The organism is Pseudomonas sp. RW10S2 (genome assembly GCF_014268985.1).
Classification (GTDB): domain Bacteria; phylum Pseudomonadota; class Gammaproteobacteria; order Pseudomonadales; family Pseudomonadaceae; genus Aquipseudomonas; species Aquipseudomonas wayambapalatensis.
Genome location: NZ_JABWRO010000176.1, coordinates 1 through 7,833, shown reverse-complemented (window position 1 = coordinate 7,833; position 7,833 = coordinate 1). Strand labels below are relative to the sequence as shown.

At 63.7% G+C, this 7,833-nt stretch carries 4 protein-coding genes; all 4 read right to left on the bottom strand.

The window, feature by feature from the left end:
- Nucleotides 1–43 precede the first annotated feature (43 nt).
- The 4 genes from HU729_RS24275 to pgi all read right to left on the bottom strand — a co-directional run bounded on the left by HU729_RS24275 (nucleotide 44) and on the right by pgi (nucleotide 7,712).
- Complete coding sequence (locus HU729_RS24275; RefSeq protein ID WP_186711784.1) at nucleotides 44–2,980, bottom strand: DUF748 domain-containing protein; 2,937 nt, start codon at nucleotides 2,978–2,980, stop codon at nucleotides 44–46.
- Between the two features lie 76 nt (nucleotides 2,981–3,056).
- The gene (locus tag HU729_RS24270) at nucleotides 3,057–3,926 is read right to left on the bottom strand and encodes an oxygenase MpaB family protein (protein WP_186711783.1); all 870 of its coding nucleotides are present in this window, start codon (nucleotides 3,924–3,926) and stop codon (nucleotides 3,057–3,059) included.
- A 30-nt stretch (nucleotides 3,927–3,956) separates the two neighbouring features.
- Nucleotides 3,957–5,891 (bottom strand): acetate--CoA ligase, encoded by a 1,935-nt coding sequence (gene acs, locus HU729_RS24265; protein WP_186711782.1) that lies wholly within the window; start codon nucleotides 5,889–5,891, stop codon nucleotides 3,957–3,959.
- Nucleotides 5,892–6,047: 156 nt separating this feature from the next.
- Nucleotides 6,048–7,712 (bottom strand): glucose-6-phosphate isomerase, encoded by a 1,665-nt coding sequence (gene pgi / locus HU729_RS24260; RefSeq protein WP_186711781.1) that lies wholly within the window; start codon nucleotides 7,710–7,712, stop codon nucleotides 6,048–6,050.
- Nucleotides 7,713–7,833 lie beyond the last annotated feature (121 nt).

The following is a 7,833-nucleotide window of genomic DNA, read 5'->3' as shown; positions in this document are numbered from 1 at the left end:
CGGGGGGGGCCTTTCTCTTTGCGCATCTGAAATCGTTCAGGGATTACTCTGCGTCAAGATGCATCGGGGTGATCACTCGCCCGTCGCTTTCGGCCTGCCCCAGGGTGGTATCGATGAAGTACACCCGGTCATCCTCCAGCTTGCCCTTGTCTACCAGGTAGTCCTTGATGCTGCTCGCCCGATCCTGGCCGAGGTTGCGCAGCAAGGCCGCGCTTTCGGCCCAGGATTTGATCACCGCCTCGCGCAGCTTGGTGGTGCGTTCGTCGCGGCTGAGCTTCTCCCATTCCGCAGGTGGCTGCTGCTTGAGACGGGTGCGGTAGATGCCCTCGAGCATGGCCGGCTTGTCGCTGTCGTCGACCACCAGCATCGAGGCATTGGCCGGCACCTTGTCGCCGCGACGCTGCAGGATCTTGTACCAGGTCGTCTGGTACTCGCGCTCCAGGCGTTGCTGGGCGATCAATGGGCCGTCGCTGCTCTGCGCGCTCGTACCTTCGATCTCCAGGCGCAGTTCCGGCCGCTGTTGCAGGGCCGAGGCCAGCTTGTCCAGGGCCGACTGGGCCTCGCTGCTGAGGTCGCTGGAACCGGGAGCGAAGGATACGTTGCCCAGATCTTCCGAACCGCCCCCGGCAATCAACCCGCCGATGAACTTGAACGGCGCCTGCGCTGCACGCAGCACCAGGTTGCGCAGGGTCTGCCAGACGATCGGCATGACGCTGAACTGCGGGTTGTTGAGATCGCCCGTGACAGGCAGCTCGATGGAGATCTTGCCCTCGGTATCCTTGAGCAACGCGACAGCGAGGCGAATAGGCAGGTCGACGGCATCGGGGCTGTCGACTTTTTCACCCAGTTGCAGCTGCTCCACCACGACCTTGTTCTCGGCCTTGAGCTGACCCTTGGTGATCACATAGTGCAGGTCGAGATTCAGGCGTCCCTTGCGGATCCGGAACCCGGCGAACTTGCCGGAGTAGGGCGTCAGGGTGGTCAGTTCGACGCGCTTGAAGCTGGTGGCGATGTCGAGGCTGGCCATCGGGTCGAACGGATTCAATGCGCCCTTGATGGTCACCGGCGCGTAGCGATCAACCTTGCCTTTGACGTCAACCTTCGCCGGCAGCGGCTTGCGGTTGTCGATGGTGCCGATCTGGCCGTTCAACTGTTGCACGGCGGTGGCGAAGTTGGGCGTCAGTGTCAGGTCGGCGAAGTTGGCCGAGCCATCGTTGATATCGATCTGGCCGATTCGGATGCCCAGCGGCTTTTCAGTGCTGGCTGTGGCCGGTTTCGCTTGGCTGGCGGCGGGTGCGTCAGCAGGTTGCGGGATGAGAAGGTCGTCGACACTGGTGGTGCGGTCTTCGTTGATGATGAAGCGCGCGTAGGGCTGCAACAGGGTGATCTTGTCGATCGACAGGGCATCGCCGTGCACATAGGACAGCCCATCGACGTTCACCTGCTGCCATTTCACGAAGTCGCGCCCCTTGATCGTGTCGAGGGTGTGCAGTTGGTTGACCTGGGCCTTGCCCGCCACGCTGAAGGCCAGTGGCTCGGTGCCCTTGAGGTCGACCTTGAGATCGCTGGCGAGCATGCCGCTGCGCAGCTCCAGGCGAATGAACGGGCTGATGTAGGCCTGGGCTACGCGCAGGTCGATGTCGCGGGTACTGACGTCCAGCTTGGCGGTGACCGGTGCCAGGTTGACCTGGCCGGCAGCCTGCAGCTTGCCCTGGCGGCCAACGCCGGTGTCGAGCTTGAGCGTGAAGGGCGACTTGTTGAGGCTGTCAAAGCCTTGCATGTCCAGGTTGAGCGGCCCGACATCGAGCGCTACGGGCTCTTTCTGGCTGCGGTCGGCCAGGTGAATCATGTAGTTGCGTGCCTGAACATCCTTGAGCAGTACCTGCCAGGGTTTGCTGGGCTGCTTGGCGGCGTTCTCCTCAGGGGGCGGCGCTGCGGTGGCGGGCTCGGCCTTTTCCTTGGGGGTGGCTTTGGCGGGCTGACTGGCGAAGAGTTTCTGCCAGTCGAGCTGGCCGTCACGTTCGAGGGCCGCCCAGGTTTCGAGTTTTTCGCTGCGGATCTTGCCGACGGTCACCAACTGCTTGGCCAGGTCGATGGAGGTTTCGCTGACCTCAAGGCTGGCCAGGCGCGCCAGCGGGCGGCCGTCGGGCGCCTTGATGGCGAAGGGCGCGACGCGCACGGAGGCGTTATCGAGCAGCAGCTCGGTTTCCTTGGACAGGTTCAGTTTGTAGTGGGTATCGAGGCTGAGCACGCCGTCTTCCAGCACCAGCGGTACGGCATCACGTACGTAGGGCCAGAACAGCTTCATCTTGCTGTCGGTGATCTTCAGCGTGCCTTCGGAGGTGATGGGCGACAGGCTCAGGTTGCCGCTCCAGTCGATACGCCCGCCGTTGGGGCCGTTGGCGACCAGCGTCATGTCGGCGCTGTCGTCCGGCAAGGTGCTGAGGTTCTTCAGTTCGAGGTTCATCGAGTCGTAGAGGAACTCGATGGGTTCGCTCGGGCGCAGGTCCTGGAAGTGCAGGTAGCCTTCGTTGAGCTTGATGCTGGCGATCCGCAGCGGGAACGGATCGCTCGGCGGCTCGTCCGGTTTCGGCTCGCTCGGCGGCAGCTTGAACAGCTGACTGAGGTTGAGGCTGCCGTCCTTGGCGAACAGCAGCTCGGTGCGCGGCTTGTCCAGCTCTACCGCGTCCAGGTGCAGGGCGCCGCTCCATAGGCTGTCGAGCGAGAGGTTGGCGTAGAGGCGTTCGAAGGCCACCTGCTCCTTGCCCGGCTCGCCGATCTGCAGGCCCCACAACGTCAGCTCGAGGCTGAACGGGTTGAACTCGATACGCTGCAGGTGCGCCGGCACGGTGGCGTACTGCGCCAGTTGCTGGTTGGCGATGCGCAGGCCCACACCGGGAAGAATGAAGAAGCCAAGCAGGCTGTACAGGGCCACGATGGCCAGCAAGGCGCCAATGGCGCGATTCAATCCTTTGGGCATGTGCGGCGTCGTCTGTCTCGAGCGGAGGTGCTTGGAGTATGGCACGTCAAATCAGTTCCGATACATCGGACAACTCTCAGACAAGCCCCATCCGCCGTCGAGCCCGATGCGCCGAGCCGTCGCGCATGGCCCAGCGCAGCACGGGCGCCGCACGCTCTACGCCCAGACGTACCAGGCGCCGTTGCAGCGTGCTCTGGTGCTGACCGAGCATGACGCTGGCCCAATCGGGCAACAGGTCGATACCTGCGTGCAGCATCAGCTTGCCCACAGGCTCTGCCAGGCGACTGGGCGCCGGGGCTTCGAGCAGGATGTCGACCACTTCCAGGCTGCGAGCATCACAAAGCAGTTGTGCGCGCATGTGCTGCAGGTAGTCGTCCACCTGGCGGCATGAGCGCGGGACGTTGCGGGCGCCCAGGCGTTCGGCGATCAAGGCGATCTCGTCGTAGTAGGCGTCCTGGTCGGCCACTGACAATCGCGGGTTGCGGTAGCGCAGGTGAGCGGCGAGAAAACTGCTGACCTCGGCCACGTGTACCCAGGTCAGCAGGTCCGGGTCGCTGGCGGCGTAATGACGCCCATCGGGAGCGGTGCCGACCACCTTGAGGTGGATGGTGCGGACCTTTTCGATCAGCCATTCGGCATCTCGGGTCGAGCCGAAGGTGGTGCCTGAGATGAACTGGCTGGTGCGGCGCAGTCGGCCGAGCAGGTCTTCGCGAAAATTCGAGTGATCCCAGACCCCGGCCAATGCCAGCGGATGCAACAGTTGCAGCATCAGTGCGCTGATGCCGCCGATCAGCATGCTGGGGAAATCACCATGTACTTGCCAACTGACGCTTTGCGGGCCGAACAGGCCCGGGTCGCCTTTGGGGGACTCCAGGTCGAGCTGGCCGAGGGCCAGCCCGGTGAGGCTCATGACCTGGGTTTCGATGCGGCGACGTAAGGCTTCCATGGCGACCTGTGCTGGCCGCTTGGCGGCCGTCTATTGGTTGAGGCGTGTGTCGATGAGGCCCTGGACCACGCTGGGATCGGCGAGGGTCGAGGTATCGCCGAGGTTGTCCAGCTCGTTGCAGGCGATCTTGCGCAGTATACGCCGCATGATCTTGCCCGAGCGGGTCTTGGGCAAGGCCGGTGCCCACTGGATCAACTCGGGTTTGGCGAAACTGCCGATCTCTTTGCTGACCAACGCCAGCAGCTCGGCCTTGAGCGCATCGTTTGGGGTGATGCCATTCATCGTGGTGACGAAGGCATACACGCCCTGGCCCTTGAGGTCGTGGGGGTAGCCGACCACCGCAGCCTCGGCGATGCTGTCATGCAGCACCAGCGCACTCTCCACCTCGGCGGTGCCGATGCGATGGCCGGATACGTTGATCACATCGTCGATACGCCCGGTGATCCAGTAGTCGCCGTCGGCATCGCGGCGTGCGCCATCGCCGGTGAAGTAGTAGCCGGGCATGGGCTTGAAGTAGGTGTCGACCATCCGCTGGTGATCAGCATAGACGCTGCGGATCTGCCCTGGCCAACTGGCCTTGATCGCCAGCAGGCCGGCGCCGGGGCCTTCGATCAGCTTGCCTTTTTCGTCCAGCAGCACCGGTTGCACACCGAACATCGGTTGCGTGGCGCAGCCGGGCTTGAGACGTGGTGTTCCGGGCAGCGGGGTGAGCATGATGCCGCCGGTTTCGGTCTGCCACCAGGTGTCGACGATGGGGCAGCGCTTTTGCCCGACGGCTTCGAAATACCATTCCCAGGCTTCAGGGTTGATCGGCTCGCCGACGCTACCGAGCAGGCGCAGGCTCTCGCGCGAGGTGCCCTGCAACGGTTTGTTGCCTTCGCGCATCAAGGCGCGCAGCGCTGTGGGCGCGGTGTAGAAGATGTTCACCTGGTGTTTGTCGACCACCTGCCAGAAGCGCGAGGTGTCCGGGTAGTTGGGCACGCCTTCGAACATCAGCGAGATGGCACCGTTGGCCAGCGGGCCATAGACGATGTAGCTGTGGCCAGTGACCCAGCCGACGTCGGCTGTGCACCAGAAGACTTCGCCGTCGCGGTAATCGAATACCACCTTGAACGTCATCGTCGCCTGCAGCAGGTAACCTGCCGTGCTGTGCAGCACGCCCTTGGGTTTGCCAGTACTGCCGGAGGTGTAGAGGATGAACAGCGGGTCTTCGGCGGCCATTGGTTCGGGGGCGCAGTCGTCGCCTGCGCGCTCGGTGGCCTCGTGGTACCAGAGGTCGCGTCCTTCGCTCCAGGCCACATCACCCCCGGTGCGCTTGACCACCAGCACGCTGCTGACATTCGGGCAACTGGCCAGGGCTTTGTCGACGTTCTGCTTGAGAGGGATGCGTTTGCCGCCACGCACGCCTTCGTCGGCAGTGATCACCGTGCGACAGTCGGCATCGAGGATGCGGTCGCGCAGGGCATCGGGGGAGAAGCCGCCGAACACCACCGAATGAATGGCGCCGATTCGCGTGCAGGCGAGCATGGCGTAGGCGGCTTCGGGGATCATCGGCATGTAGATGCAGACCCGGTCGCCTTTCTTCACGCCGCGTGCTTTCAGGGCGTTGGCCAGGCGACAGACCTGGCGATGCAGTTCGCGGTAGGTGATCGGTTTGGCGTCTTTCGGGTCATCGCCTTCCCAGAGCAGGGCGGTCTGCTCGCCACGCTTGTCGAGATGACGGTCGATGCAGTTGTAGCTGACGTTGAGCTGGGCACCCTCGAACCAGCGTGCGGTGCCGGTCTTGAGATCGCACTGTTGCACGCTCGACCAGGGTTTTATCCAGTCCAGGCGCCTGGCCTGCTCGGCCCAGAAGGTATCGGGGTCATCCACCGACTGGCGGTAGAGGCGGCGGTAATCTGCATCGGAGAGTTCGGCGGCCTGGCTGGCGGCCAGGGCCTCGGGGTAGTCGCGGATATCGAACATGGCGGGTGGTCCTGCTCTTGTCGGAGGGACTTCAACGGCTATTCGATGGACAGTGTAGCTGGAACTGTTGTTCAACCTGTGCTGGCCTCTTCGCGGGCGAGCCCGCTCCTACAAGGGCCCGTAGGAGCGGGCTCGCCCGCGAATGCAGCCTTCAGGTCAGCCGCGATGACGGCCGCGGAAGTAGTTGATCAGGCCCTGGGTCGAGCCATCTTCAGCGCTGTCTTCCAGGCTGCCGACCAGGCGCTGGTACACGCCCTTGCCCAGCTCCTTGCCCAGCTCCACGCCCCACTGGTCGAAGGCGTTGATGCCCCAGACCACGCTCTGCACGAAGACCTTGTGCTCGTACATGGCCACCAGCGCGCCGAGGCGGCGTGGGCTGATGCGCTCGACCACCAGGGTGTTGCTCGGGCGGTTGCCCGGGATCACCTTGTGTGGTGCCAGCTTTTCGATATCTGCTTCGTTCAGGCCCTTGGCGCGCAGCTCGGTCTCGGCTTCCTCGCGGGTCTTGCCGAGCATCAGCGCCTGGCTCTGCGACAGGCAGTTGGCATACAGCCACTGGTGATGGTCGGCCACCGGGTTGAAGCTCACCACTGGCACGATGAAGTCGGCCGGGATCATCTGGGTGCCTTGGTGCAGCAACTGGTGATAGGCGTGCTGGCCGTTGCAACCAACGCCGCCCCAGATCACCGGGCCGGTCTCGGTTTTCACCGGGGAGCCGTCGGTCAGTACACTCTTGCCGTTGGACTCCATGTCCAGCTGTTGCAGGTGCTTGGTGATGTTACGCAGGTAGTGGTCGTACGGCAGGATCGCGTGGCTGCTGGCATTCCAGAAGTTGCCATACCACACGCCGAGCAGCGCCAGCAGGACTGGCATGTTCTTCTCGAACGGCGCGGTCTGGAAATGCTGGTCCATGGTGTAGGCGCCGGACAGCAGTTCCTTGAAGTTGGCAGTACCGATGGCCAGGGCGATCGGCAGGCCAATGGCCGACCACAGCGAGTAGCGCCCGCCCACCCAATCCCACATCGGGAAGATGTTTTCTTCACGAATGCCGAAGGCCACGGCGGCGGCCTTGTTGCTGGAGACTGCGATGAAGTGGCGATAGAGCTCGGCTTCCGAGCCGCCCTGGGCCAGGTACCAGGTGCGCGCAGCCATGGCGTTCTTCAGGGTTTCGAGGGTGTTGAACGACTTCGACGAGACGATGAACAGGGTGGTTTCGGCGCGCAGGTTGGCCGACAGTTCGTGGAACTCGCTGCCGTCGATGTTGGCCAGGTAGTGGCAGCGCACGCCGCGCTGGGCGTAAGGCAGCAGGGCCTCGGAGACCAGTTCGGGGCCGAGGAAGGAGCCGCCGATGCCGATGTTGACCACGTCGGTGATCGGTTTTTCGCTGTAACCGCGCCACAGGCCGTCGTGGATGCGTCCGACCAGTTCGGTGATCTGGTTGAGGACCTTGTGCACTTCGGGCATCACATTGACACCACCGACATTCAGCTTGTCACCGACCGGGCGGCGCAAGGCCGTGTGCAGCACCGGACGGCCTTCGGAGCCGTTGATGATCTCGCCGCTGAACATCGACTTGATGGCGTCAGCCAGACCGACTTCCTGAGCCAGTTCGACGAGCAGCTCACGGGTCTTTTCGTTGATCAGGTTCTTCGAGTAGTCGAGGAACAGGCCGCAGCTGCTGAGCGAAAACTGCTCGAAGCGCTTGGGGTCGGCGGCGAAGGCGTCGCGCATGCTGAAGCCCTGCATGGCATTGCGGTGTTGCTGAAGCGCCTGCCAGGCGGGCAGGGCCGTCACATCGTGGGGAGTGCGGTAATACGCCATTGCGGATGGTTTCCTTCGGGCATGGTCAGGCTTTGACACTGGCAGGCTTTGCCAGTTGCAGGAGAGGCCCATTATAGGCATTGGCCGGTCGGCGGGAATGGGGCGGGCGGGCGGGGGGGGG